The organism is Stenotrophomonas sp. 220_Sma, assembly GCF_056487375.1.
Map to the genome: position 1 here is coordinate 4352170 of NZ_CM151348.1, position 23802 is coordinate 4375971.

General features: G+C 65.0%; 22 protein-coding genes and 1 tRNA gene. 14 read left to right on the plus strand and 9 right to left on the minus strand.

The features are described 5' to 3' along the window. Window positions 1-42: 42 nt before the first annotated feature. Together ACZLIB_RS20290 and ACZLIB_RS20295 are read right to left on the minus strand one after the other, a co-directional pair. Window positions 43-690, minus strand: coding sequence for a hypothetical protein (locus ACZLIB_RS20290; RefSeq protein WP_125892317.1), 648 nt, complete (start codon window positions 688-690; stop codon window positions 43-45). A 210-nt stretch (window positions 691-900) separates the two neighbouring features. Then, complete coding sequence (locus ACZLIB_RS20295) at window positions 901-2715, minus strand: ATP-dependent nuclease (protein WP_107433268.1); 1815 nt, start codon at window positions 2713-2715, stop codon at window positions 901-903. Between the two features lie 182 nt (window positions 2716-2897). On the opposite strand from ACZLIB_RS20295, the gene ACZLIB_RS20300 reads away from it, so the two are divergent. After that, complete coding sequence (locus ACZLIB_RS20300; RefSeq protein ID WP_107433267.1) at window positions 2898-3257, plus strand: site-specific integrase; 360 nt, start codon at window positions 2898-2900, stop codon at window positions 3255-3257. A gap of 71 nt (window positions 3258-3328) precedes the next feature. On the opposite strand, the gene ACZLIB_RS20305 is transcribed toward ACZLIB_RS20300, so the two are convergent. From ACZLIB_RS20305 to ACZLIB_RS20315, 3 genes are all read right to left on the minus strand, one after another. Beyond that, window positions 3329-3404, minus strand: a tRNA-Ile gene (locus ACZLIB_RS20305). Between the two features lie 10 nt (window positions 3405-3414). Beyond that, window positions 3415-4578: a tyrosine-type recombinase/integrase gene (locus tag ACZLIB_RS20310; protein WP_478468556.1), complete on the minus strand. Its 1164-nt coding sequence runs from the start codon at window positions 4576-4578 to the stop codon at window positions 3415-3417. Next, window positions 4578-4892, minus strand: coding sequence for an Arc family DNA-binding protein (locus ACZLIB_RS20315; RefSeq protein WP_346602841.1), 315 nt, complete (start codon window positions 4890-4892; stop codon window positions 4578-4580). The genes ACZLIB_RS20310 and ACZLIB_RS20315 overlap by 1 nt, the downstream gene beginning before the upstream one ends. Before the next feature lie 98 nt (window positions 4893-4990). Between ACZLIB_RS20315 and ACZLIB_RS20320 the strand changes: the two genes are divergently transcribed. The 8 genes from ACZLIB_RS20320 (at window position 4991) to ACZLIB_RS20355 (ending at window position 13068) form a co-directional block, all read left to right on the plus strand. Then, the gene (locus tag ACZLIB_RS20320; RefSeq protein ID WP_346602840.1) at window positions 4991-5218 is read left to right on the plus strand and encodes a helix-turn-helix transcriptional regulator; all 228 of its coding nucleotides are present in this window, start codon (window positions 4991-4993) and stop codon (window positions 5216-5218) included. A 76-nt stretch (window positions 5219-5294) separates the two neighbouring features. Further along, window positions 5295-5654: a S24 family peptidase gene (locus ACZLIB_RS20325; protein ID WP_478468559.1), complete on the plus strand. Its 360-nt coding sequence runs from the start codon at window positions 5295-5297 to the stop codon at window positions 5652-5654. Next, entirely contained in the window at window positions 5651-5866 is a 216-nt protein-coding gene (locus ACZLIB_RS20330; protein WP_478468560.1) for a hypothetical protein, read from the plus strand. The genes ACZLIB_RS20325 and ACZLIB_RS20330 overlap by 4 nt, the downstream gene beginning before the upstream one ends. Beyond that, window positions 5863-6153, plus strand: coding sequence for a hypothetical protein (locus tag ACZLIB_RS20335; RefSeq protein WP_478468561.1), 291 nt, complete (start codon window positions 5863-5865; stop codon window positions 6151-6153). The genes ACZLIB_RS20330 and ACZLIB_RS20335 overlap by 4 nt, the downstream gene beginning before the upstream one ends. Next, window positions 6150-6452, plus strand: coding sequence for a hypothetical protein (locus ACZLIB_RS20340; protein ID WP_478468562.1), 303 nt, complete (start codon window positions 6150-6152; stop codon window positions 6450-6452). The genes ACZLIB_RS20335 and ACZLIB_RS20340 overlap by 4 nt, the downstream gene beginning before the upstream one ends. Beyond that, window positions 6445-6948, plus strand: a complete 504-nt coding sequence (locus ACZLIB_RS20345; RefSeq protein WP_478468563.1) for a hypothetical protein — start codon at window positions 6445-6447, stop codon at window positions 6946-6948. The genes ACZLIB_RS20340 and ACZLIB_RS20345 overlap by 8 nt, the downstream gene beginning before the upstream one ends. Window positions 6949-7696: 748 nt before the next feature. Then, complete coding sequence (locus ACZLIB_RS20350; RefSeq protein WP_478468564.1) at window positions 7697-9160, plus strand: phage major capsid protein; 1464 nt, start codon at window positions 7697-7699, stop codon at window positions 9158-9160. 191 nt (window positions 9161-9351) lie between these two features. Then, the gene (locus tag ACZLIB_RS20355; RefSeq protein ID WP_478468565.1) at window positions 9352-13068 is read left to right on the plus strand and encodes a phage tail protein; all 3717 of its coding nucleotides are present in this window, start codon (window positions 9352-9354) and stop codon (window positions 13066-13068) included. Between the two features lie 377 nt (window positions 13069-13445). On the opposite strand, the gene yjjJ is transcribed toward ACZLIB_RS20355, so the two are convergent. The 3 genes from yjjJ to dtd all read right to left on the minus strand — a co-directional run bounded on the left by yjjJ (window position 13446) and on the right by dtd (window position 17490). After that, entirely contained in the window at window positions 13446-14846 is a 1401-nt protein-coding gene (yjjJ, locus tag ACZLIB_RS20360) for a type II toxin-antitoxin system HipA family toxin YjjJ (protein ID WP_478468566.1), read from the minus strand. A 259-nt stretch (window positions 14847-15105) separates the two neighbouring features. Next, complete coding sequence (rpoD, locus tag ACZLIB_RS20365; protein WP_014038623.1) at window positions 15106-16959, minus strand: RNA polymerase sigma factor RpoD; 1854 nt, start codon at window positions 16957-16959, stop codon at window positions 15106-15108. Window positions 16960-17049: 90 nt separating this feature from the next. Beyond that, complete coding sequence (gene dtd / locus ACZLIB_RS20370) at window positions 17050-17490, minus strand: D-aminoacyl-tRNA deacylase (RefSeq protein ID WP_049401012.1); 441 nt, start codon at window positions 17488-17490, stop codon at window positions 17050-17052. A 60-nt stretch (window positions 17491-17550) separates the two neighbouring features. Between dtd and ACZLIB_RS20375 the strand changes: the two genes are divergently transcribed. From ACZLIB_RS20375 to ACZLIB_RS20390, 4 genes are all read left to right on the plus strand, one after another. Continuing rightward, window positions 17551-18471: a lauroyl acyltransferase gene (locus ACZLIB_RS20375; protein WP_032128563.1), complete on the plus strand. Its 921-nt coding sequence runs from the start codon at window positions 17551-17553 to the stop codon at window positions 18469-18471. Between the two features lie 87 nt (window positions 18472-18558). Continuing rightward, window positions 18559-19695, plus strand: a complete 1137-nt coding sequence (gene ribA, locus ACZLIB_RS20380; protein WP_478468567.1) for a GTP cyclohydrolase II RibA — start codon at window positions 18559-18561, stop codon at window positions 19693-19695. A 75-nt stretch (window positions 19696-19770) separates the two neighbouring features. Further along, entirely contained in the window at window positions 19771-20271 is a 501-nt protein-coding gene (locus ACZLIB_RS20385; RefSeq protein WP_478468568.1) for a PH domain-containing protein, read from the plus strand. After that, complete coding sequence (locus ACZLIB_RS20390) at window positions 20268-21806, plus strand: PH domain-containing protein (protein WP_478468569.1); 1539 nt, start codon at window positions 20268-20270, stop codon at window positions 21804-21806. The genes ACZLIB_RS20385 and ACZLIB_RS20390 overlap by 4 nt, the downstream gene beginning before the upstream one ends. Before the next feature lie 97 nt (window positions 21807-21903). On the opposite strand, the gene ACZLIB_RS20395 is transcribed toward ACZLIB_RS20390, so the two are convergent. Then, the gene (locus tag ACZLIB_RS20395) at window positions 21904-22962 is read right to left on the minus strand and encodes a CDP-glycerol glycerophosphotransferase family protein (RefSeq protein ID WP_049461970.1); all 1059 of its coding nucleotides are present in this window, start codon (window positions 22960-22962) and stop codon (window positions 21904-21906) included. Between ACZLIB_RS20395 and ACZLIB_RS20400 the strand changes: the two genes are divergently transcribed. Further along, on the plus strand, window positions 22961-23779 hold the full coding sequence (locus ACZLIB_RS20400; protein ID WP_478468570.1) for a glycosyltransferase family 2 protein: 819 nt from the start codon (window positions 22961-22963) through the stop codon (window positions 23777-23779). The genes ACZLIB_RS20395 and ACZLIB_RS20400 overlap by 2 nt on opposite strands. Window positions 23780-23802: the final 23 nt, after the last annotated feature.

Here is a 23802-nt window from a genome sequence, read left to right on the forward strand (position 1 = left end):
GGATCGGCGGAAGCCGCATCATGCCACCCTTGCAGCGCCCTCTCATGAGGGAGGCGGAGTTTCCGGCAGCTGGAGCCCCTGTGCCAGGGCGAATGCACGTGACGCGCGCCAGTACGCCTCAGGCGGCCTCTGCAGTTCGGGCCGGCTCCAGTAGTCATTGATGTGCAGTACGCTCATCACGTCGACCCATGCAGCGCGCGCATCGTGGACGCACATGCGCCAGCGATGATGCGGCGGAAAGTACGCGTAGTACTCAAGCGCCTGCCGCTGTGCCTGCTCTTCGTCAATCCCTGCCTGATGGATCAACGTCCACGCATGCATATGGCGCGCGTGCGCAAGCGCACCGAGATACTCATCCTCATCCAGCAAGGGAATCGGCTCGCCGCGCGCCAGGCACAGCGCGTCCGATTCGGTGTCGTACTCCAGCGACGGCTGCAACAGTTCCGGGTTCTGGTGCCAGTACCCTTCGCCCAGCACATGCAGCATCGCCCAATGCCAGGGCTCGTCGTGGAAGAGCAGTTCGTGCTCGTATTCGTGGCCGGCGGCCTGGTCCGGATAGCGTTCGCGTGCCTGTTCGATTGCCAGCGCTTCGGGAATCTGGCCGTAGCGCACCAGGCACCAGGCGAACAGATGCCGGCTGTCTTCGATTTCAGTGGTGAAGTCTTCCACCGGGGGGCGGGTGTCGGGCATGTTCGATCCTTGCGTGTGGATCAGATGTTGCCTTGAAGGCAGTGCGCGGGGAAGAAGAGAGCAGCTGTTCCCGCAGGCATAAGTTGTCCGCGCGCAGCAATCATAAAGTGTCCGCAGAACTGCGGCCTCAAGGCGTTCTCCCCCTAAATGGCTCGGTCGAGCACTCCAGACGATACTTGAGGTCGACCGAGCCTACGCGCCCACCGCCAATCAGCCTTCTACAACCTCATCAGCTACAGGCTCGAACTCGGCAACAGCCGCCGATAACGCAGCTTCATCGTCCCACTCCAAAACGCCGGCCGGACAGTCATCCGAGCTCCTGACAAGGAACTCCAGCAGATCAAACACTCTTTTCCGGGCAAGTGCATCCTCTCGAACTCTCAGCCAGGATGCGTAAGGCTTCTCTCCGGATACGAGTTCACCAAACATTGCTACCTCGAATGTGTGCAGAGAGGCAACAAGACGAACATCGGACGGAGAGTTCTTTACCTCTTCGAGAATTTTCCCGTTGGCTACCCATGCACTGTTTGCGACCAGCTGGCCTTTCCTATTCTTTGCTCTCTGCAAATCAGCATCGTGAAGCACGGAATAGGAACACTTGAACTGATTCAAGATCTTACAGAGCGCAACAATGGTGTACTTCCCGCGCGCCCGCACGATGTGCACATCGTGGAATTTCGCCGGATCATCGGCGATAACCTCCCGAAATGCCGCGTACTCAGTATCCCCCTCCACGATCACCGTCCGACCACCGAAGAAGAACTCGGCAACATAGGGGTCATACATATTCAGGAGCTTCAGCCGCTCCTTGTCTTCATCGCCTAGCCTGGCCCGATCAGGACGGAAGATTGTTGTGCCTGAGACGGTTCCGGCCTGAGATCGCTCTACTCTTACAATGGAAGTATTGTTACGCGAGAGATCGATGAAAGCGGGTGAGTGAGTAGTCACCATCACCTGCCATGTTTTTCCGCCGGGAAGCGAGTAGAGCACGTTGCAAGCATCACGCACTGCGGCAGGGTGCAGGCACAGCTCCGGCTCATCCAGTAGCAGCACATGGGGCCTTTCCGTTCCTTTCGCTCCCGCTTTGTGGTCCGCGATGATCCTGAGCGCGTTCCACATAAGTGTTCGCCTGGCTCCACTGCCCTGTCGCTCCAGATCCGATTGGTGCCCATCTGCGGGCCCCATTCTGAGAACTGGCGGGGCCTTGAAGAAGGATATGCTCCTGCTTAGATCGTCCTCTGGACGAGCATCCAACGTAATACTGTAGCCTGGAAAGACATCGGCCATCGCCCTCACCAGTTCTAGACGCACCTCGTTGATCGCCTCCATGGCCTCGGTTGCGACTGCCTTTTGGAGTTCCGCGACTCCTGCAAGGAGCTTTGCGTAAGCACCTTCCTTGCCCTCTTCTTCGATAAGCGCCTTGACCCGCTGCTTCGTCGCCTCCTCCAGAAGGGAAATGATGCTATCGGCTTGCTTCTTGGGATCGTCGAAGGCTTCAATCCGATGCATCTCGGGCCTATTGGACTGAGCAACGGATGCGGTTCCCCAAGGGCCATGGTTAGCATCCCAAGCGTTGAGCTCGACGTTGAAGCCCCTTTTCTTAGGCTTACCAGGGCAACTCCAAGTCCAACGCTCCCTTACATGTCGATCTCCATTGGGTCGAACATCAATCCATTTATCAGCTGGCGGCTTACTATCAGCGAAGAGGACGGTCTCTAGCTCGATACTCGGCATGTCCTCGTCTTTCAACTCTGCACCCGTGACGTAGCCTCCAGGAAAATCCTCTGCCAGCAGGTCCCCCTTCGCGCCCGACTCCATCACAAGCTGGTACGCGCGAAGGATGGAGCTCTTCCCGGTGTTGTTCGCACCTACCAGGACAACAATGTCGTCTAGCTCGATTTCAACAGCCTGCCTGCCTATTGCCCGAAAATTCTTAATTACTAGCTTGTGCATTCGAGCCCGCGGTGCTGCCTGATCCTCGGCCACAAGCTTTTTCTCTGCGACCTTCTTTTTTACAGTTGCCATTGCGCCCCCTGTTTTTCCAACCGCCATATTGCGGTCGCACCAATACTCGCCTCGATAGATGCATCCTGTCTGTCAGATTACCCCTATACGGATAGCTTACCGACGCCCACCGCCTGAACCATGGCGTACATGGTGAACGGCGGAAGGGATCGCGCGCATCAGTCACGGAATGGAACGAGGAGATGATCGAGGCATGGGAGGCGCTGGTCACTCGACGTAACGCGATCTGGAACCGCAAGGGTCGCAACGTCCCTGTGCCCATCAGGGCGGAGCAGCGCGTCCTCTTGGTGGAACAGACAGGCAACCCCATCGCCCGGTCTTCAATGTCCAGTGCCTGGCAACGCTTCATTCGCATGGCAATGAGCGAGGGAGTGATTGAGGAAGACGAGCGGTTCTCGATGCACGGTCTCAAGCACCGGGGCATTACCGACACCGAGGGCAACCGTGGCGACAAGCAGGACGCGGCCGGGCACAAATCACCGACCACGACGGGCCGCTACGATCACGATATGCCAATCGTGAAACCACCGCGCAAGCGCTGAATTTTCCCGACAATTTTCCCGGCGGCACAAAAAAGGCACTTGGGCAGCAGCCTAAGTGCCTGATTTTTTTATGGTGGGCCCACCAGGATTCGAACCTGGAACCAAGGGATTATGAGTCCCCTGCTCTAACCGTTGAGCTATAGGCCCTGTAAGGGTTTCAGGCGGTTTTGCGCGGTCGCCGTTGTAATTTCGGTGTAATCGCGTCGCCGGAAAGCTGTTTCTGTAGGGCCGCCATAGCGTCCTGCATCGAAGCCGCGTGAGTGTACCTTTCGGCCATAGCTCTTGTCTTCCAGCCGCCCATTGCTTGGATGGTCGCCGCATCGAGCCCAGCATGCGCAGCGTTGGTCGCGGCGGTGTGCCGCATCGTGTGCGGGGTCACATGCTTGGCGATGCCCGCGCGCTGCACGCACCGACCGAATACGGCGTTCATCTGATAGGCCCGGCCACTGCCCGCGCGCTGTGATGGGAATAGGTAAGCCTCAGCCTCCATTCCTTTGATGACCTTGCCAAGGTACTGCGCCAGCACTTGCGGCATGGGCTGCTCGCGCCGGCCAGCCTTGTCCTTGCCGATCCACAGAATCCTGCGCTGCACGTCCACGTCGCCAGCCCGCAGGTTGAGCGCTGCGCTGTGCCGCAGGCCGGTGTAGAGCGTCACCATCACAAACCGATGCGCCAATGGCGACACGTCTTCCTGGGCGGCCAGCAGCAGCCGTTGCGACTCTTCCGGCGTCAGGTACACCAGCTTTCCCTGCGGCTCGCGCTGGCGGGCCAGCAGCGGCGCAGCGTTAAGGATCTTCCGGCGCCGCATGGTGTTGAGCATGTGCAGCAGCGCAGAGCGCTCACGGTTGATCGTGCCCGGGCTGGCGCCCTCGCCCTTCCGGGTGGCCACGTAGGCGAGCCAGTCATCGTCGGTCAGCCTGGCAACCGGCCGGCGCCCGAGGTGCGGCTTGATGTGATCACGGAACCGCCGCTCCTTGGAGTCAATGTCCTTGCCGTCATGCCGGCGCAGATAGTCCAGGTAGTCGTCAGCGGCCTGCGCGACGGTCTGCGAGGCGTTGCCCTTGCTGCCCTGCACGCCATGGGACGCGCTGCGCTTGGCGGCCTTGAGCGCTGCCACCACGTCCTCAGCCTGCGTGCGGGTATAGCCCTCTGACTCCAAGCCCACCACTTGGTGATGCCGACGCCTGGCCACCATCACGTTGACCGACCATCGCCCATCGCCGTTCGCGGTGCGGGTGTAGGTGATCCCGTGTTCGCTGATCGACTGGCCGGGCTTCAGCGCGCGCTGTGCCGACCTGGTGAGCTTCAGGAAGGCGGCCACTACTTCCTCTTGTGCGAATCAAGCAGTTCCTGCGCCTCTGCGAGACGAAGTTCCAAGGACGTGCGCAGCTGTTCCAGCGTCGCTATCCCCTCTTCGACCCTCGCCATATTTCGATTCAACAACTCCGCGCCTTCATCGATATGGCGCGAATTCCTCGCCAGCGCACTGTTCGCCTCGTCCATCTTGAAGCTTTGCGAGAGGCGGAACACCACCTCGCCAGATAGCGAGCGCCCAGAAGCCGCAGCAGCTTCTAGCAGGAGGTCTTTTAGCTCGGCAGGTAGCCGGATGTTTGTTTGAACGTCTTCACGGGCCATGACCAAATCTAGCATGTAGCAAGGTGCTTGCACAGGCTAGCAGGGGGTGCTACAAATGGCATGTAGCACATCGCTACATTCACATAGCAAGGATCGAAATGAAGCAACCCGATCACAACTCCCCGCCGGAGGAACGGCTCAAGGGACCGGACGCCGCGCAGTACTTGGGGATCAGCACCAGCTCACTGGAGAAGATGCGCATGCAGGGGAAAGGGCCGCGCTACCTGAAGCTTGGCGCGCGCTGCTTCTACCGCAGAACCGACCTGGACGCGTATTTGGAGGCCGCAGTTGTGGAGACGGCGGACAGCCGTGCGCTGCCCCGCTGAAAGAGAAACGGCCCACCCGGTTGCCGCCGGAGTGAGCCGTGAAAGCCATCGGACCCTTGCGAGGAACGACTTGACCATGAGCCACATCGTACACCAACCATCCCTGCCCGCAATCGGGCAAATACCCGACGCGCATTCAGACTTTTCCGACACCGCGCGCTGGGCCACCGTCGCGCTGACGGACAGCCAGAACGCTCCCAACTACCTGCCCGGCGACGTGCTGGTGATCGACCTGGAAGTGACGGAATACCGTTACGACGCCATGTATGCCGTGGAGATCGACGGCGAGGCGCTGATTCGCTTCGTGCAGCACCGCCCGGGCGGCCTGTACGTCTACGCGCTGTCGGGCATCTACGAGGGGCACACGATCCCCCGCGCTGCGCTGCGGGTGCTGGGCCTCGTCACCTATGCCAACAAGCTGCGGAGGGTCGGATGAGCGCGATCATCATTCCCTTCCCGAATCGCAGCAGGCCAGAGGGTTGGCCAGATGGCGAGCTCGGACTGGCATTGGACGGCCTGGCCGACCTGCTGCTGACCATCGGCAACCGCAGTCCAGGACCCCGGGTGACCTTGGCGAAGGCGCGCGAAGCGGCATTGACCGCCTACCGCGAACACGTAGCCATCCAGAAGCGGAGCACATGCCCATGAGCCGGCGGCCAGTAGTGGAACCCATCGCCTGCGACTGCTGCGGCAAGCCGCTGCTACCAGTGTTCGGCACGTTCCATCGTGTGGAGCGGGAGTTCGGCTGGGCCTCCCTGCCCTACGTGCTGTGCGGCGCCTGCGCCCTGCAGCACCGGGGTAACCCTGCCGAGGCCCGTGTGCATGAGTGGATCCAACGCCGCGCAGATCGTGCCGGCGCTGATTGGGGCCGCAGTGTCGGCCAGCTGTTGCAGAGCGCCGCCCGCGTAGTGGCCGCACGGGAGCGCATGCGATGAATCGTGACTTCTACGTTCAGCTGACGCAGGAAGAGCTGCGATCAACCAGCTTCCGATCATTGGAGCCAGTTGCGTGTGCGCTACTGATCCAGCTGCGCGCGCTGGAAGCCCGCACAGGGAGCGCCCTGGTATCCCTCAGCGTTCGAGAGGCCCGCAAGCACCTGAACGTCTCGCAGCGCCCCGTGGAGAGGGCATTCAAGGCATTGGAGGCGCATGGGTGGATTGAAGCGGCGGCGGCAGCACCTGGGCGTCGTCGTCATTTTCTGCTCAAGAGCCCGGCCAAGGCGCCCCATGGCTAGGCGCAAGAAGGAAAACCGTTGGGAGGATATCGACGGGGGGATGGCCTTCGTCATCCCCTACACGCTGCTTCGGCATCCGAACTACACGCGGCTCAGTCCCTACGCGCACAAGCTGGTGCAGGACCTTGCACGTCAGTACACCGGCTTCAACAACGGATACCTGTGCGCGTCATGGGCGTTGATGCAGGACGCGCATTGGAACTCCGAGAACACCGTCAGGAAGGCAGCGGCGGAGCTTGAGCACTATCGGATCATCGAACGCACCAAGCAGGGCGGCCGGAACGCGGCGACGCTCTACGCATTCACCTGGCGCCGCATCGACTGGAAGAAGGACAGGCCGCTCGACGTGTCGGCCACCGCAAAGCCTTCCGATAGCTGGAAGCACGAGCGCCCTGACTACGTCCGCAGTGCAGGCAAGCGCAAGGGAGCGCGCGCTGGAAAAACGGAATTAGTGCAGCGCCCCGTGCTGCAACGTGAAGAAGCTGAGGCGGTATGAAAAACGCAAACAGTACAGCGCCCCGTGCTGCACCCTACAGCGCCCCGTGCTGTAGTCGCGGACCACGTACAGCGCCCAGTGCGGCAAGAATCCATGACTACAGCGCCCCGTGCTGTAGTCAGGCCCACTTTGAGGCTGTTCGTACAGCGCCCCGTGCTGTCCTTATAAGTATTACCAGGCGGAGCCCGTTTTCTTTTGTTCCGCTCCACCGCTTTGGCGTTGTTGCTCCCGGCTCTTGCTGCACGTCTTTTCAGGGCCTCAGGCCCGAACGGCGCGAACTGCACGGGGCGCACCCCATGCGCCCGCTGCACCCCATGCGCCCGCTGCACCCCATGCGCCCGCTGCACCCCATGCACCAGGTTCACCACCAGCCATACGGTGATCGACATGGACCGTAGGGGGAGGCGGAAAGTTGAAGCGTCTGCCAGCCCGACACGCGCGCCCCCCTTTCTTCGCGCTTCCGCAGAATTTGAATTTCGGTGCGAGGTCTGTGGTGGACCGCTCCGCGACCAGGCGACCGGCCGACCACGGCGCTACTGCTCCGATGCGTGCAGACAGAAGGCGCATCGAATTCGGCGCGCGCTGAATTCCGCGTAACGAAACAGGCATCGCCAAGCAACAACAGCGATAAACTGAGCGCGTCCAAGACAGACTGCCCCACGGGCAAACCTGACACTGGGCCGACACTGCGGCAGAGGCAACGCCAAAGCGCGCTCTGAGACCACTTCACCATGGTCCGGGCGCGCTTGTGCGTTTCTGGACCCCAAATAGGGACTATCCAATGCCTCACCACAACGATTACCAGCAGATGCGAGACCGGCACGCAAACCGCAAGGCCGAGGTCTTGGCCAAGGCGGAGCTGGGCAAGCTCGGCGTCAAAATTGACGAGCCAAGTACAGACAAGCCGCTGAACCAGATCCCGCGCGCTGAGGCCCTGGCCTATCGAAGCAGCCTACGCCGCGCATCCAATGCATTGTCGGCACACATTCGCGAGAAAGATGGGAACCTCAACGACGCCACCGCTGATGCGATGGAATACATCCACAATGCCATCAACATGGTCAGCGCTGCCTTGGACCATCAAGAACAGATGGACCTGACGGCTGCAAACGCGATGGGCACCATGACCGACGGCGAGCGCCTGCGCGACACCGAAGGCCGCCAGATCGGCACGCTGCTCACCGCGTCAGACCTGCAGAACCAGGCAACCATCGCGCGGCGCCTGAATGCGATGCGCCCGGACGGCGGCGGCTTCAACAATGGCGATGACCAGGTGAGCCTGTCGGACTTCATCCGGGGCGTCGCCAACATGCGCACCAGCGACGGCGTGCGCGCTGCGCTCAGCGAGGGCACGAACACCGCAGGCGGCTACACCGTGCCGACCGTGCTGATGCCGGGCATCCTCAACGCCCTGGTGCCCGCCTCGTCCGTTCTCAGCGCAGGCGCCAACGTGGCCGTGCTGGATACCTCGGCCAGCTCCTTCAGCATCGCGGCAGTGGACACCATCCCCACCCCAGCCTGGCGCCAGGAGCACGGCCAGGTGGCTGAGAGCGAGCCGGCGTTCCGCGCGGTCAAGGTCACCCCGCGCAGCCTGGCGTTCCGCTTCAAGATCTCTCGCGAGTTGCTGGCCGATTCGCTGGGCGGCCTGGACGCTGCGCTCCGCACGGCCATTGCCCAAGCGTTCGCCAAGGAGATCGACCGCGCATCCCTGATGGGCAGCGGCAGCGAGCCGGAGATCCGCGGCCTGCGCAACATCCCGGGTATCAACAAGCTGCCGATGGGCACCAACGGCGCGCCGATCACCGACTGGCGCCAGTTCATCCGCGCCCGTCGCCTCATCACCGAGGCCAACGCCCCGGTGCCGGACGTGGCGATCCTGTCGCCGCGCGAGGACGAAACCATGAGCCTGCTGGTGGACACCACTGGCCAGCCGCTGCGTCGGCCGGAAGCCCTGAGCAACTGGAAGTTCCTCACCACCAGCCAGATCCCGACCAACGAGGATGTGGGCACGGCCACCAACGCGGCCGCCATCTACGTGGGCGGTTTCCAGATGTTCACCATCTACATGCGCGAGTCCGTGTCGATCCAGCTGCTGAAGGAGCTGTATGCCGAGACTGGCGAGGTTGGTTTCATCTGCCACACCCGTCTGGACGTGGCATCGGCCTACCCCAAGGCGTTCACCGTCATCGAAGGCGTGACGGACACCGAGTAAAGGGCGGGGCCAGCCGGCGGTGCCCCTGACAACACCGGCAGCCTGGGCGGCGCCAGCGCGGGCAGCGTCCTCAGCGTCGTGACCAGGCAACGGGAGGGGGGAGGTCGAAACTTGAAGGGCCTCCCCCCTCGACACGCGCGCCCCCTTTTCTTCGCGCTTCCACAGAATTCAAATTTCAGGCCGGGATACCCATGAGCCTCTATACCCTCACCGTCGACCTGCTGATGAAGACGGGTTCGTTTGAAACGGGCATGACCAAGGCCGAGCGGCTGGCCAGCCAGAAAGCCACGCAGATCCACGCCTCCATGACTCGCGTCGCTACCGTGGCGGGCGCGGCGCTTGGCACCGCTGCCGCTGCTGCTGGCACGGCTGTGTTCACCTGGACCAAGCAGGTTGGGCAGTTGGCAGTGGAGTACGACCGGCTGGGCAAGCTCTCCGGCACCACGTCGCAGGAGTTCCAGCGCATGGCCGCAGGTGCCCGCACGGTAGGTATCAGCCAGGAGAAGCTGGCCGATATTTTCAAGGACGTGCAGGAGAAAATCGGCGACTACGCCCAAACGGGCGGCGGGGAGATGAAAGACTTCTTCGACAACATCGCCAAGGGCAGCGGCCTCACCGTCGAGAGCTTCCGCAAGCTGTCTGGCCCCGACGCCCTGGGCCTGTACTTCAAGAGCCTGGAGAAGGCGAACCTCTCGCAGTCGGAGCTGACCAGCTACATGGAGGCCATCGCCAGTGATTCGGCGATGCTGATCCCACTGCTGCGCAACAACAGCGCCGAGTTCAACCGCATGGGCAACGCTGCGGAGGCCGCAGGTAGCATCATCGACACGCAGCTGACCCAGGCAATGCTGGGCATGCGTGATGTGACGAACCGTGCGGAGCTGTCCCTGCAAGGCATGAAGGTGCAGGTTGTGGCCGGCATCCTGCCGGCCCTGCAGGACTTCACCGATCAGCTCGACGCCGTGGCAGTCAACGGCAACTTCGCCAAGGAAGCGGCCGACGCTCTCTCCGGTGCCATCCGGGGCGTCACCGACGCGGTGCGGGACGGCGGCGCCGTCGTGGACTTCTTCGACCGCATCCGGGGCGGCTTGGTGGGCGTGGAGAAGCAAGGCCATGCAGCGTTCAAGCTGGCGACCGGTCAATACGCGTTCGGCGGTGGCGGCTGGGAGGGCTTCAAGAACGAGTACGCACAAGGCACTGCCTATGCCGACAACGGCTGGAAGGCGATGCAGCCCAAGACCGCCAAGCGGCCCAGCGTCACTGTGCTGGAAGGATCGGAGCGCATGCCCGAATGGGCGTTGTTGCCAGCCATGCCGGATGCCTACGAGCCACCCAAGCCGCCAGGCAAGGGGAACGCGGCGAAGACCGGGAACGCGGCGTACGACCGCCAGGCGGAGCTGTTGCGACGCTATACCGCCGAGGCGGACCTGGCCGCCGCCACGATGGCCGGCCCGCTGGCCGAGGCCGAGCAGAAGCACAAGCAACGCCTGGCCGAATTGAACAAGGAGCTGGCCGCCGGCAACATCACGCGCGCTGCCTTCAACACGCTGGAGAAGGAATCAGCGGCGCAGCTGGCCACCACCACCGCCGAGCTGGACAAGCGCAAGCGGGCGCCGCAGGCGCTGCTGGACACCATGAGCGGCGAGTTGGACATGATGCGCCTCATCGGGCCGGCACGGGAGCGCGCACGCCGTGAGATGCAGAACCAGCGCGACATGCAGGAGGCCATCAACGAGGCGAACGCGGCCGGCGCGGGTATCACCGCCGACCTCAGCGCCTCACTCATGGCACAGGCGCGCGCTGCGGCACAGGCCAGCATCGACGCGGACAAGTACGCAGCCAGCCTTCAGCAGTGGGCCGACGTGGGCACTTACCTGGTCAGCGACACGGCCGACGCTATGGCCAACTTCGTCGCGGGCGGCCTGCGCGATTGGTCGGGCATGTGGGACGACATGAAGGACATTGCCCGGCAGGGGCTGCGCGACATAGCGCGCCAGCTGCTGGAGCAAAAGCTGGTGCTCCCGATTCAGACCCGCATCATGGACGGCATCAATGGGCTCGGCGGCGGCAACGGGTTGAGCCTCAACAGCATCCTGGGGATCTTCGCCGGCAATGGCACTGCCGCAGGCGGCCAGAACGCCGCCAACATCGCCAGCCTGCTATCGAAGGGTCAGAGCGCTATCGGGTTCACCCCCGGCGCCGCAGCCGCGGCGGGTGGCTTCGGCCCGAACACCATGATGGGCTTCGGCAACAACGTGGCTGCACTGACGGGAGGTGGCACGGCCGCTGCCAGTGGGGCCGGTGCCGCAGGAGCGGCTACCGGTGCGCTCGGCGCCGTGGCCGCGTTTGCTCCCTACGCTGCCTTGATCGCGATGGGGATGCAGATGGCCGGCAGCGCGTACAAGGAGGGCTTCGGACTGGAGAACCAGGACAAGTTCGACCTATTGAAGCGCGGCCACTTCGCATCCGGTGGACTGCTGACGCCGGTCATGCTCGACAGCATGTCGCTGGACGTGATCGGGCGCGCGCTGGGCATGAACCGAAAGACGGCGGCGATCTTCTCCGGCAGCTCGCTGATGGGCAAGGCGTTCGGGCGCAGTGCGCCCAAGATCACCGGTCAGGGCATCACGGGCGATTACGGCTTCGGTGGACTGGACGGCCAGAGCTACGCGGACGTGAAGCAAAAGGGCGGCTGGTTCCGCTCTGACAAGAAGTGGACCCAGTATGGCGCGCTGGATCCGGGCATCGATCGCACGTTCGACATGGCGGCTCGGCAGATCCGTGGCGCAACCACTGACCTGGCCAAGCAGCTGGGCGTGGACCTGAGCAAGCAGCTGGCCGGGGTCAAGGTAAGCCTGGGCAAACTGTCGTTGTCGGCGGATTCGGCCGAGGCCCAGCAGCAGCTGGAGTCCTACCTCGCCGGCATGCAGGATCGGCTCTACACGGAGGCCGTGCGGGCGGCGGGCTTCGGTGGGCAGTTGGATGGCTACTTCGACTCGGCGGACGTGTTCGCGGCGCTGGGAGCATCCATCGAACTGGCGGTGGGCAACGCCGACGAGCTGGGCCGGGCACTCAACGGCCTGGAGATCGACAAGGTGAACAAGGCGGTGGACTATTTCCAGGACTTGGCCGGCGTTGCCGGTACGGACCTGGCCACGCAGATCAGCAAGGTGTCGGGCCTGCTGGGCAACTACTCCACCCTGATGGCCGACGTGTCGACGCAGCTGCTCACTGGGGACCTGACCGCCTACCAGCAGCAGGCACTGAGCATCGAGCGCACCTACCGGCAACAGGTGAAGTCGGCCAACGACTACGCCAAGGCGCTGGGCCTGTCGGGCGCGCGCGCTGAGGACCTGGCCAAGATCGAGGCACTGCGCGCCAGCAACATGGGAAAGCTGCAAGCGCAGATCGACAAGGACAAGAAAGCCATTAGCTACGGGCTATCCGTCAGCGACCTGTCGCCGCTGACCGATCAGGAGAAGCTGCAGAAGACCATGCAGGAGCTGGAGCGGGCGGTGGCGGGCGGCGACAGTAGCGCAGCGCAGGCGGCCGCACAGGCGGCGCTGGGCTTCGGTCGGAACCTCTACGCCAGCGGGCAGGACTACAACGGCCTCTACGGCCAGGTGACCGGCCTGATCGACGGCATGAAGGTGGGCGACCTCGACAAGGGTGGCGTGGGCATGGGCGAGCTGGCCGACACCATCGAGGCGCTGCCGGACAACTTCGCGCGCGCTGTGTTCGACCTGGTGGTGGACAACAAGGCACAGGCCGCGACCACGGCGGCGGTGCAGCAGAGCAATGCTCTACTCGCGCAGGTGGTGGATCGGTTGGACCGGTTGGAGGCCGTCACGACGCAGGGGGTACGCGCATCCGGCAGTAGCGCACTGCGGGCATCGCTCAATCGGTAAATCACCGGGAAGTCGGCGAATTGCCTGCAAACCTCAAAAATGAGGTTTGCAGGCAGCACGGTTGGCCGGTGTAATTCCGGTGTAACTGTGACGGAAAATCGGGCGTATTCGGTGCAATCGGCCGAAACATGGATGCACAAAAAACGCAGGAAATATGCTGATTTCTGAGGGGAAATGAGAAATTCGGCGACCCCGCGAAACGGGATGGGGATGGATTATGAGTCCCCTGCTCTAACCGTTGAGCTATAGGCCCTGCGCAGCTTTACAGTGTAGTGGAGCCTGCGCTCAACCGGCTACCCGCCGGCGCCAAGACACACTGAAAAACCCTCAGCCATCGCTGCGCAACGCCACGCGCCCAGGCTTGCGCAACAGCTGGCTCACCCAAACCGCGCGCTCATCTCCCGCACCCGCTCGGCGTTCGCCCCCGCCAACGACCGCATTGCCGGCGACTGGATCCGCCCGTCAACAGCCACGCACTGCCAGAATGCTTCAGCCACCGGTGCCGCCCAGCGCAGATGCTGCAGATCACCACTGCCCAGCGGTGCGACCGGCGACAGCGGCTCGTCCGCGCGCAACACGCCCAGCTTTGACGGCGCCAGCGACATCGGCAGCATGTCGTAGACCGGCGCCAGCGGCAGCGGGCCGCGATCAATGAAGTGGAAGGCGATGTTGCCGTGGTGCATGTCGCTGTTGCCGATCAGCCGCCCGAACGCATGGCGTCGGCCCATCGCCTGCACGGTGTCGGCCGTCAGCCAGCCTTGATCACGCAGTTCGGCGCCTGCAACCGGCCACGCTGGGGTGACCTCGCCGGTGAACGCAGACGATAGCGACAGCAGCGAGACCAGGCCTCGCCGCCCCAGCAGATCGGGCGTGCGGTCGAAGCGCTCGATTTCCAGAAAGGTGTGCGTGGGCGACTGCAGCAGTTCGCTGGACGCCGCGGCTTGTCCGGACTCGCGCAGGGCCTCAAGCGCCAGATGTTCGCAGACCAGCAGATCGCTCCAGCGCTGGGCGGCGGCGCCTTCATCGGGCTGCGCGAACTTGACCAGGACCGAGCGGCGCCTGCCGTAGGCCTCTACGGTGGCGGTGAACTTGGGTTGCTCGCCACCCGGCGAGCAGCCCACGTCCTCTCCGTCCAGCGCAGCACGCGCACGCTCGCGATACTGTGCAAGACGATCGTCGGCCGCAACCCGATCGATCGGCACCTGCAACGTCTCCATCACCGCCTCCACGGCGGCGGTACCGAGCAGCAGATCGCCCGCTTCAGTCCCGCCAGCGGTTACCAGGGCCATCAACACATCGTCCGGTTGCCAGCTCTTGAGGTCCTTCGGCAGGCCGAGCGCCTGCGCACGGCCATGGGCGAAGCTGCGACCAAGAAATCCCTGCGGTCGCAGGTCATCCAGGTACCACGGCAAGTCAGGAAAGAAGGCGGCAACGTCACCTTCGGGCGCGCGTCGCAGGTTCGGGCAGTCAGGCCCGGCATCGACGTGGAAGCCGCCTCCTACCAGCGCAATTACCCGCCCCAGCTCCTCCAGCGTCGCATCTTCGCGCAGCCGGTACAGCGGCCATTCGCTGCCGGCCCAGGTGGGCCGCCGCAGTGCATAGGCGGTTGCCCGGGTGCTGCCCATGCGCACCACCTGCGGGCCACTGGCGGCCACCAGCCGGCTGAGCGCCATCCGGTCCACCCCCAGACGCTCGGCCAGCGCCGCGGCAGGTAGCGGCTGGCCGGGGGCCAGCTGAGCGATCAGATCCAGTACCTGTGGGCGTTGAGCGCGTGGCATGTGCATTACGTAATACGAAATTTGTTACGTAATTAGCATCAAAAAAGCGGGACTGCAAGCGCGGTCGTGCACCTATGAGTTTGAAAATAATGGACATATTCACGAAGAGCCAGCTTCGACGCGAGCCTTCCGTTACATTACTTGTTACGTAATCCATAAGCCTCAGCCAAGCATAGGCTCGGCTTTACAGGGATATGGTGGGCAAAGAAAAACCCCGCCGAAGCGGGGTTTCTCTCAACGCTTCAACAGCCGCTGGAAATCAATCGATATCCAGGAAGCTGCGCAGCTGCTCCGAGCGGCTCGGGTGACGCAGCTTGCGCAGGGCCTTCGCTTCGATCTGGCGGATGCGCTCGCGGGTCACGTCGAACTGCTTGCCGACTTCCTCAAGGGTGTGGTCGGTGTTCATGTCGATGCCGAAGCGCATGCGCAGCACCTTGGCTTCCCTCGGGGTGAGGCCGGCCAGCACGTCGCGCACGGTTTCAGACAGGTTGATGTTGGTGGTGTTCTCGATCGGGGACTCCACGTTGGTGTCCTCGATGAAGTCGCCCAGATGGGAATCCTCGTCGTCGCCGATCGGGGTTTCCATCGAGATCGGCTCCTTGGCGATCTTCATCACCTTGCGGATCTTGTCTTCCGGCATGTCCATTTCCTTGGCCAGCTCCTCCGGCGTAGCCTCGCGGCCGTACTGCTGGAGCATCTGGCGGGAAATGCGGTTCAACTTGTTGATCGTCTCGATCATGTGCACCGGAATACGGATGGTGCGCGCCTGGTCGGCGATCGAGCGGGTGATCGCCTGGCGGATCCACCAGGTGGCGTAGGTCGAGAACTTGTAACCGCGGCGGTACTCGAACTTGTCCACGGCCTTCATCAGGCCGATGTTGCCTTCCTGGATCAGGTCGAGGAACTGCAGGCCGCGGTTGGTGTACTTCTTGGCGATCGAGATCACCAGGCGCAGGTTGGCCTCGACCATTTCCTTCTTGGCCTTGCGCGCCTTGGCTTCACCGTAGGCCATGGCACGGCTGATTTCCTTCAGCTCTTCCAGGTCCAACTGGGTCAGCTTCTCGATGTCGATCGTCGCCTGCTGTTCGGCGATGATCTGGTCCTTCACTTCGCGCAGGGCCGACGACCACTTCTGCTTGCGCTTCAGCGCATCTTCCACCCATTCCAGATTGGTCTGGTTGCCTTCCCAGGAACGGATGAAGTCCTTGCGCGGCATGCGGGCGGTGACGGTGGCCAGGTTCAGCACGCGGCGCTCATGGGCCTTGATCGACGCCATGGTGTCGCGCAGCTGCTTGGTCAGCACATCGGTCAGCGGCAGCGGCAGCTTCAGGGTGACGAACACCGCCGACATCTCTTCGCGCAGGCGCGGCAGGTTCTTCTTGTCGCCCTTGGTCGCCGCCTTCTTGAAGGCATTGAAGGCATCGCTCAGCGCCTGCATGCGCGCAGCGACTTCCTCCGGATCCGGACCGGTCGGTGCGGCTTCTTCCTCGCCACCCTCGACATCATCGTCCTCGTCCTCGTCGCCTTCGGCGTCGGCATCGCTGCTGTCATCGGCAGCAGCCGCCGGCGGCGCCGGCTCTTCGTCGGCCAGGTCGTTGAAGCCGACGATCACTTCGGCCAGGCGCTTCTTGCCTTCCTTGTGGGCTTCGTAGTCGGTCAGCAGCGACTCGACCGAGACCGGGAACTGGCCCAGGGCGGCCTGGACCTGCGAAAGGCCTTCCTCGATGCGCTTGGCAATGGCGATTTCGCCTTCGCGGGTCAGCAGCTCGACGGTGCCCATTTCGCGCATGTACATGCGCACCGGGTCGGTGGTACGGCCACCTTCGGTGTCGAGCGCGCTCAGCGCGGCGGCAGCTTCTTCGGCCGCGGTGTCATCGACTTCGCGGTTACCGGTGTTGCCATCGTTGAGAAGCAGGGTTTCCACATCCGGCGCAACTTCATGGACATCGATGCCCATGCCGTTGATCATGCCGATGATGTCTTCGATCTGTTCCGGGTCGACCATGTCGTCCGGCAGATGGTCATTGACTTCGGCGTAGGTCAGGTAGCCCTGTTCCAGGCCCTTGCTGATCAGTTGCTTGATTTCGGATTGGGCAGGACGTTCGTTGGCCATGTAGTGCTCGCGCCACCGGCTAGGGAGAAATAGGGAACGTAGCATTATACCAGCCCGGGACCCCGCCTGCCGGGCGGTGGTCCCGCAGGCTCAGGGCCTGAGAAGGAAGGTCACGGGACCGTCATTGACCAGGCTGACGACCATATGGGCACCAAATCGGCCCGTTTCCACCCCTGGCGCGTGATTTTCACGACAGATCTCGACAAATCGATTGAACCCGCGTTCAGCCTCGTCCGGCGGTGCGGCGCTGGTGAAGCTGGGCCGCATGCCCGAACGGGTATCGGCCGCCAGGGTGAACTGGCTGACCAGCAGCAGGCCGCCGCCGGTGTCGCGCAGCGACCGGTTCATCTTCCCGGCCTCGTCGGCGAACACCCGGTAACCCAGCAGGCGCTCGGCCATGCGCCGCAGCTGGGCCTCGGTATCGCCCGGTTCCATGCCCACCAGCGCCAGCAGGCCCGGACCAATCTGGCCGACCGCTTCGTCATCGACGTGGACGGCAGCCTGGCTGACACGCTGGATAAGGACGAGCATCGTGGGCTCCAATGAACGGGGCCGGCCACGATAGCAGCGCCCTTGGCTAAACTGGCGCAGATGAATCCGCAACGCAAAGCCCGGCTGGTCTACCGCGCCACCACCCTGTTCGCCCGCCTGCCCTGGCCGCTGCTGCGGGGAATCGCCCGTGCCCTGTCCTGGACCTGGATCAGTCTCAACGCCCGTGAGAGCCGCGTCACCCGACGCAACCTGGAGCTGGCCTACCCGGACCTGGACCGCGCCACGCGCGACCGCCTGCACCGGGAGCTGCTGCGCTCCACCGCCCTGCAGGCCATCGAGACCCTGCGCCTGTGGAGCCAGGCGCCGGCGGACAACCTGCGCCTGCATCTGAAGCAGCGCCACGGCGAGGCCCTGTACGACGCGGCCCTGGCCAGCGGCAAGGGCGTGATCGTGGCCGCGCCGCACTTCGGCAACTGGGAGCTGCTGAACCAGTGGCTGGCCTCGCGCGGGCAGATCGCCATCGTCTACAAGCCGCCGGAGGACGAAGCCAGCGATGCCTTCCTGCAGCTGGTGCGGGGCGGCCAGAACGTACAGCAGGTGCGCGCCGAAGGCCCGGCCGTGCGCCAGCTGTTCAAGGTGCTCAAGGACGGCGGTGCCACCGGCATCCTGCCCGACCAGCAGCCCAAGGCAGGCGACGGCGTGTTCGTGCCGTTCTTCGGCGTGCAGGCGCTGACCATGACCCTGGTCAACCGGCTGGCCGAGCGCACCGGCGCCACCGTGTTGTATGGCTGGTGCGAGCGCATCGGCCCGGACATGGAATTCGCCCTGCACATCGAACCGACCGACCCCGCCGTGGCCGACCCGGATCCGCAGGTGGCCGCCACCGCGCTCAATGCCGGCATCGAGCGCATTGCCCGCCGCGATCCGGCGCAGTACCAGTGGACCTACAAGCGCTATACGCTGCGGCCACCGGGCAGCGGCGAGGAAGACCCGTACGCGACCGAAGAGCATCCGCACTGACGGCCGCCGCACCCAGGCCCATCCGGCCCCTGCGACCGGCGGCCGCACCACGTTGAATACGACGCCGGCGCCCCCATAGAGACTGCGATGTCCGACTCCCCCGGTCCTGCCATGTCTGCTGCTTCTTCCCTGTTCGGCGATCCGGCCGCGATCCGCTGCGAGCGCGCGGTGGCCGAACTGCGTGCCGGTCGCCCGGTGCTTCTCCACGATGGCCAGGGCCAGCGCCTGGCGGTGATCGCGCTGGACAGCGCCACGGCCAGCAGCTTCGCTGCCTTCGCCAATGCCGCCCGCGAGCGGCACTACCTGTTCCTGACCGCCACCCGCGCCCGTGTGCTTGGCGTGGAGGCCCCGCAAGGTGCGCGCCTGCCGCTGGCCGGTGTTGCCTTCGATGCCCTGCCCTCGCTGGGCTACCTGCGTGAACCGGGCCCGATGCCGGACGGCTGGAGCGCCGGTGACGCCTTCGATGCAGGCGCGGTGGAACTGGCCCGCCTCGGCCTGTTGCTGCCGGCGATGGTGGCGGTGCGCCTGGACGCCGAAGACCGCACCTTCGATGGCGCGGCCGAGGTTGCGCTGTGCGACCTGGCCGAGGGCGCAGCACATGCCGCGCATGACTACGAACTGGTGGCGCGTTCGCCGGTACCGCTGCGCGATATCGGCATGACCACGTTCGCGGTGTTCCGTGGTGGCGTCGCCCAGCGTGACCAGGTCGCGATCATCGTCGGCGAACCGGATCTGTCGGCGGTGGTACCGGTACGCGTGCACTCCTCGTGCCTGACCGGCGACCTGTTCGGTTCGCTCAAGTGCGACTGCGGCGACCAGCTGCGGCGCGGCCTGCGCAAGCTGAAGGAACTGGGCGGCGGCGTGCTGCTGTACCTGGACCAGGAAGGCCGCGGTACCGGCATCGCGGCCAAGATGCGCGCCTATGGCTACCAGCATGACGGCCTGGACACCATCGATGCCGATGCACAGCTCGGCTTCGGCGCCGACGAACGGCGCTACGGCAGCGCGGTGGCGATGCTGCGCGGCCTGGGCATTTCGCGCGTGGCCCTGCTCAGCAACAACCCGACCAAGGCGCAGCGCCTGCGCAACGCTGGCATCGAGGTGCTGGACTGCATTCCGGTCACCGGCGAGATCACCGCCGAGAACGAGCACTACCTGCGCACCAAGGCTGATCGTGCCGGCCACATGCTGGATGTGGACGCGCTGATCCAGGCTGCCCAGTAACGCAGCCGACCTGCTACCGTCTGCGCGGTGCGGCCACGGCCGCCACCCCCCGCCCTGCCACCTGACGGAGCCCGCGTGACCGACGTTCCCCTTACTGCTCCGACCACCGATGCCTGGCAGTCGCTGCCGCGCCGCGCCGCGCGGCTGGCCGCACTGGAAGGTGCCTTCGGCGGCCTGTTTGTGCCGGGCCTGCCGCTGGCCGCAGCCGCGTGGTTCTTCGACCTGCCCGGCGCCCTGTGGACGGCCGCCCTTGGGCTGCTGATCGGCATCGTCTTCGGCGCCTGGCTCGGCCGCCGGCGCCTGGTCCGCACCCGCTGGCGGCTGGATGCCCAAGGGCTGGGCCTGCGCCGCGACCTGATGTGGCAGCTGGAAACGCGCATCCCCATTTCGCGCGTGCAGCACCTGGACCTGCGCCGCGGCCCGCTGGAACGCCGTGCCGGCCTGGCCACGCTGATCGTGCACACCGCCGGCACCCGCATGAGCGCGGTGACCGTCAGCGGCCTGGACGAGGCGGATGCCGAGCGCTTGCGCGATACCCTGTCCCACCAGCTCGACCAGGACGCCGACGCCCTGTGAGCCTGCCACCGCCTCTGCCTGCAGCACTGCCCGCCGGTGGCGAGGACCACCGCCTGCATCCGTGGTCGTGGTTGTTCGTACTGTTGATGCAGTTGCGCCATTACTTCCTGCCGCTGGTCGCACTGCTGGTGTTCGGCCAGCGCGGCGACCGCGACCCGATGTGGGCGCAGATGATTCCGCTGACGGCAATTGCCGCACTGGTACTGGTGTCGGTGCTGCAGTACCTCAGCTACCGCTACCGTATCGGCAGTGATGCGATCACCGTGCGCAGCGGTCTGCTCGCGCGCAACCGGCGCGAGATTCCGTTCGCGCGCATCCACAACGTGGAGGTGCGACAGAACCCGCTGCACCGTCTGTTTGGTGTGGCCGAGCTGCGCCTGGAATCGGCCGGTGGCGTGCGCCCGGAAGCGGAGATGCGGGTGCTGAAGCTGGACCAGGCGCTGGCGCTGGAACGACTGGTGCGCCAGCGTGGACAGGCACCGCTGGCCGCTGACATTGTCGCCGCCCCCTCGCTCACCGAGACCGACGCTGAACAGGTACTGCTGCGCCTGTCGAGCTGGGACGTGGTACGCATGGGCCTGCTCTCCAACCGCGGCTGGGCGCTGGCGATCGCCGCGTTCGGCGTGCTGTTCCAGACCGTGCCACGGCCGGTGATGGACGATGCCCTCCAGCGCGGTGGACGCGAAGCCTTTGGCTACGCCAGCCATCTGCACCCCGGCGTGACCGGTGCGTTTCTGCTGCTGGCTGCCGCGCTGCTGCTGGGCTGGCTTGCGCTGCGCGTGCTGTCGGTGGTGCTGACGCTGCTGCGCTACCACGGCTTCACCCTCAGCGAGCAGGACCGACGCCTGACCGTATCGGCCGGTCTGCTCAGCCGCACCCGCAGCAGCGTGGCGCGCCGGCGCATCCAGGCCTGGACGCTGCGCGAAGGTACTTTGCAGCGCTGGTTCGGGCTGCGTCAGCTGCGCATCGACAGTGCCGCCGGTGGCCCCGCGCGCGATGAGGACCGCGCCCTGCGCGAACTCGCGCCGCTGGCGTCCAGTACACGTTGTGAGCAGCTGGTGCAGCACCTGCTGCCGCAGCTGCAGTGGCCTCCGCTGCAATGGCAGTCCATTCCGCAGCGCGGCTGGTGGCGGCTGTGCCTGGGCGCACTGGTGCTGGTGCCGCTGCTGGCTGCGGCCGCGTACTGGCGCTGGGGCCCATGGGGCCTGCTGGTGCTGGCGTGGCTACCGGTGGCGCTGCTGGTCGCGCACCGGCAGATGGCACGCATGGGCTGGTACCTGGACGAACACTATGTGGCGGTGCGCGGCGGCTGGTGGAAGCGCTGGTGGCGCTGGGCCGAGCTGGACAAGGTGCAGGGCCTGCGCCTGCAACGCTCGCCGCTGGACAAACTGCTGGGCACCAGCAGCCTGCAGCTGGATACCGCCGGCGCGCATGGTGATGTGGCGCTGACGCTGCATCATCTGCCGCAGGCACAGGCCCAACAGGTGATGGATCAACTGGCCGCGGCGCTGGCGCGGCGCAAGCTGCGCTGGTAAGCACTACAGGTCGTGCCGATCGCCGGCCGGCAACTGCCGCCATTCCCGAGGTTGCCGGCCAGCGGCCGGCACTACCGCGAGCGGGGTCAGCGAGGCATCAGCGCTGCGACGGGCCCCAATACCCCAGGTCCTTGCGGATCTGCAGATCGCGCACCCAGCTACCGAATGGCTTGCGCCGCAACGCACCCATTTCACCGGACAGGAAATCCTCGGTGGCCGCGATCACCCGTTCACTGGAGCGGCCATCGCGGTAAGGGTGGATGGCATCGGCGTAGCGCACGATTTCCGCCTGCAGCGCGGCGTCCGGGTGCAGCGCGCGCTGCAGCATCGCCTGCAGCTGCGCAGGATCATCGAAGTCGATCATGTGCGGCTTCGGCACGCGGTTGCGGAAGGTCACCACTGGCTTGTGCTGCACGATGAACTCCGAAACGATCGATGAGGTGTCCGACACCAGCACATCGGCGGCACGCTGCGCGGCCATCACCTGCTCCGGCTCGATGAAGCGGGCATTGGCACCGGCCAGCGCGCGGTAGCGTTCGAACAGTTCCGGTGGGCACTTCGGGTGCAGGGTCAGCAGCCAGTAGTGGTCACCGGCGGCGATATCAGCGGCGATCTGCGCATGCAGGTGCGGGGCCGCGCTGAGCCGCTCGGTGAAGGTGGAACCGAACAGGATCACCGGGCGGTCACCGGCCGGTGCGCGCAGCGCGGAACTCTCGCCTCCGTCATCGCGGAACAGCGGGTCCAGCTTCGGCCAGCCAGTCTCGGCCACGGCGAAGTGGCCCTGCAGGCTGGCGATCTCGCGGAACGGTGCGGTCGTGGCCGGCCCCTGCGTGCAGTACAGGTCGAACATGCCGCGCACCCGGAAGTGGCCGCGCGCACTGTCCCGCTTCTCCACGTTGAAGCCATGGAACAGCTGCACCTTGGCCCCCGAAAGGAAGGTCGGCACCCAGTTGGCCGCGCTGAACACCGCCCGCGGACGCATTGCCAGGGCCTGCTTCAGGCCCACGTTGGGCACCCCCGGCAGGCTGCTGCCGGCCGCGCCGTCCTCGAACCAGGCCGCCACCTCCTGCCCGGACGCGTGCAAGGCCTGCGCCAACGGGGCGAGAATAGGCAGCGCATAGCGCTCCGTCGCAAACAACAGGTACCCGGCCATCATGTCCTCCACGACCGCTCCCATCGAACGGCCTCGCATCTCGGCGTGCATTATCGCGTTCAACGAGGCCGGGCGCATCGGCGACTGCCTGGCCTCGCTGGCCTTCTGCGATGAGATCGTGGTGGTGGACTCGCAGTCCACCGATGCCACCGTAGCCATCGCCGAGTCCGCCGGTGCCCGCGTGCTGCAGCGCCGGTTCGATGGCTTCCGCAGCCAGAAGGCGTTCTGCGTCGAGCAGGCCAGCCACGACTGGGTGCTGTGCCTGGACGCCGACGAGCGCATCAGCCCCGAACTGCGCACGGCCATCGAGCAGGCCCGCGACGGTGGCTTCGGCGGCCAGGCCGGCTACCGCTTCGCCCGCCTCTCGGAGTACTTCGGGAAGTTCCTGCGCCATGGCAATGCCTACCCGGACCGGGTGATGCGCCTGTTCGACCGCCGCCTCGGCGGCTGGCGCGGCAAACGCGAGATCCACGAGGCGGCCAGTGTCGACGGCAGTGTGGGCACCCTGCGCGGCGACCTGATCCACTATCCGTACCGGTCATTGCAGCAGCAGCTGGCCAAGACCGAGAAGTACGCGCGGATGATGGCCGAGCACGAGTTCGCACGCGGCAAGCGGGCCACGCTGGGCAAGCTGGTGCTGGCGCCGGCCTGGCGGTTCTGGCGCGGCTTCCTGTTCCGTGGCGGCTTCCGCGACGGCTGGCACGGCCTGGTCTACGCCTACGTCCGCGCCAACTACGTGCGGCAGAAGACCATCATGCTGTGGATGCTGGGCAATGGACAGGCGGTGGCCGACCCGGCACCTTCCGCGGACCAGCCTTGACCACGCTGTGTCACACTGCGCGG

What these genes read in the sequence shown, in the direction of transcription:
- ACZLIB_RS20290 (WP_125892317.1), bottom strand. Translation starts at nt 690, where the DNA reads ATGCCCGACACCCGCCCCCCGGTGGAAGACTTCACCACTGAAATCGAA.
- ACZLIB_RS20295 (WP_107433268.1), bottom strand. Translation starts at nt 2,715, where the DNA reads ATGGCAACTGTAAAAAAGAAGGTCGCAGAGAAAAAGCTTGTGGCCGAG.
- ACZLIB_RS20300 (WP_107433267.1), top strand. Translation starts at nt 2,898, where the DNA reads ATGATCGAGGCATGGGAGGCGCTGGTCACTCGACGTAACGCGATCTGG.
- ACZLIB_RS20315 (WP_346602841.1), bottom strand. Translation starts at nt 4,892, where the DNA reads ATGGCCCGTGAAGACGTTCAAACAAACATCCGGCTACCTGCCGAGCTA.
- ACZLIB_RS20320 (WP_346602840.1), top strand. Translation starts at nt 4,991, where the DNA reads ATGAAGCAACCCGATCACAACTCCCCGCCGGAGGAACGGCTCAAGGGA.
- ACZLIB_RS20325 (WP_478468559.1), top strand. Translation starts at nt 5,295, where the DNA reads ATGAGCCACATCGTACACCAACCATCCCTGCCCGCAATCGGGCAAATA.
- ACZLIB_RS20330 (WP_478468560.1), top strand. Translation starts at nt 5,651, where the DNA reads ATGAGCGCGATCATCATTCCCTTCCCGAATCGCAGCAGGCCAGAGGGT.
- ACZLIB_RS20335 (WP_478468561.1), top strand. Translation starts at nt 5,863, where the DNA reads ATGAGCCGGCGGCCAGTAGTGGAACCCATCGCCTGCGACTGCTGCGGC.
- ACZLIB_RS20340 (WP_478468562.1), top strand. Translation starts at nt 6,150, where the DNA reads ATGAATCGTGACTTCTACGTTCAGCTGACGCAGGAAGAGCTGCGATCA.
- ACZLIB_RS20345 (WP_478468563.1), top strand. Translation starts at nt 6,445, where the DNA reads ATGGCTAGGCGCAAGAAGGAAAACCGTTGGGAGGATATCGACGGGGGG.
- ACZLIB_RS20355 (WP_478468565.1), top strand. Translation starts at nt 9,352, where the DNA reads ATGAGCCTCTATACCCTCACCGTCGACCTGCTGATGAAGACGGGTTCG.
- yjjJ (WP_478468566.1), bottom strand. Translation starts at nt 14,846, where the DNA reads ATGCCACGCGCTCAACGCCCACAGGTACTGGATCTGATCGCTCAGCTG.
- rpoD (WP_014038623.1), bottom strand. Translation starts at nt 16,959, where the DNA reads ATGGCCAACGAACGTCCTGCCCAATCCGAAATCAAGCAACTGATCAGC.
- dtd (WP_049401012.1), bottom strand. Translation starts at nt 17,490, where the DNA reads ATGCTCGTCCTTATCCAGCGTGTCAGCCAGGCTGCCGTCCACGTCGAT.
- ACZLIB_RS20375 (WP_032128563.1), top strand. Translation starts at nt 17,551, where the DNA reads ATGAATCCGCAACGCAAAGCCCGGCTGGTCTACCGCGCCACCACCCTG.
- ribA (WP_478468567.1), top strand. Translation starts at nt 18,559, where the DNA reads ATGTCCGACTCCCCCGGTCCTGCCATGTCTGCTGCTTCTTCCCTGTTC.
- ACZLIB_RS20400 (WP_478468570.1), top strand. Translation starts at nt 22,961, where the DNA reads ATGTCCTCCACGACCGCTCCCATCGAACGGCCTCGCATCTCGGCGTGC.
- ACZLIB_RS20395 (WP_049461970.1), bottom strand. Translation starts at nt 22,962, where the DNA reads ATGATGGCCGGGTACCTGTTGTTTGCGACGGAGCGCTATGCGCTGCCT.